1 protein-coding gene is annotated in these 1,242 nt (G+C 74.3%); it reads left to right on the plus strand.

Annotation, left to right across the window (positions count from 1 at the left end; genetic code table 11):
- A partial coding sequence (locus F3J18_RS37445) for an acyl-CoA dehydrogenase family protein (RefSeq protein WP_166917197.1) occupies positions 1-1,050 on the plus strand: 1,050 nt, incomplete at its 5' end.
- Positions 1,051-1,242 lie beyond the last annotated feature (192 nt).

Consider the following 1,242-nt stretch of genomic DNA (forward strand, 5'->3'; position numbering starts at 1 on the left):
GGCGGCGGTGCCTCGCTGGCCCGCGCGCGCCGCATCGTGGCCGGCATCGCGCGCGCCGACGCGGCCACCGCCCTGGTACTGACCATGACCTATCTGCAGCATCGCGCGCTGGTGCGCGAGGACAGCCGCTGGCCCGAGGCGCTGCGGCGGCGGGTTTATGCCAGCGCGGTGGAGCAGGGCGCGCTGATCAACGCGCTGCGCGTCGAACCCGAATTGGGCTCGCCCTCGCGCGGCGGCTTGCCGGCCACCGTCGCGCGCCGCGACGGCGACGGCTGGCGCCTGTCGGGGCACAAGATCTACAGCACCGGCGTTCCGGCGCTGCGCTGGCTGGCGGTGTGGGCGCGCACCGACGAAGCCGAGCCGCGCGTGGGCGTGTTCCTGGTGCCGCGCGAGGCGCAGCGGCGCGAAGGCGGCGAGGCGATCCGCGTGATCGAGAGCTGGAACCACCTGGGGCTGCGCGCCTCGGGCAGCCACGAGGTGGTGTTCGACGATGCCTGGATTCCCTTCGAGCATGCCGCCGACCTGCGCGCGCCTGCCGACTGGCTGCCCTCGGGCGCGGCCCAGGCCGATAGCGGCGCGCAGGCCGACCAGCAGGCCTGGATGATCGCGCTGCTCGGCGGCCTCTACGATGCGGTGGCGCGTGCCGCGCGCGACTGGCTGCTGGGTTTCGTCAACACGCGCGCGCCGGCCAGCCTGGGCGCGCCGCTGGCGACGCTGCCGCGCGTGCAGGAGACGCTAGGCGAGATCGAGGCGCTGCTGCTGGCCAATCGTGTGCTGCTCGACGAACTGACCGAGCGCGCCGACGCGGGCGCGCCGCCCGACGTGGTGAGCGCCGGCCTGGTCAAGTACACGGTGACGAACCATGCGATCCGCGTCACCGAGCTGGCGCTGCAGTTGTCGGGCAATCACGGGCTGAGCCGTCGTCATCCGCTGGAGCGCCATCATCGCGACGTGCTGTGCAGCCGGATCCATACCCCGCAGAACGACGCGATCCTGGTCGCGGCGGGGCGCGCGGCGGCCGCGGAGATCGCGTCGCGCGATGCGGCTTGAGGGTCGCTGGCGAGGGAATCGGATGCGGCGCTGAAGCGGGGGAAGCAGCGAGGACGAACGACGTGAGCCGCGTCGCGAGCCACGCAACGAGGCGGCCGGCCCGAAGTCGCGTCGCCCGCTGTCGCTCAGGCGGCCAGGTCGGCCGCGCCGAGCGCCTCGAACTGCTCGCGCGCCGCCTCGCCCACCGCGCGC

The sequence above is a fragment of the Burkholderia sp. Ax-1720 genome, from assembly GCF_011753035.1.
Classification (GTDB): Bacteria; Pseudomonadota; Gammaproteobacteria; order Burkholderiales; family Burkholderiaceae; genus Burkholderia; species Burkholderia gladioli.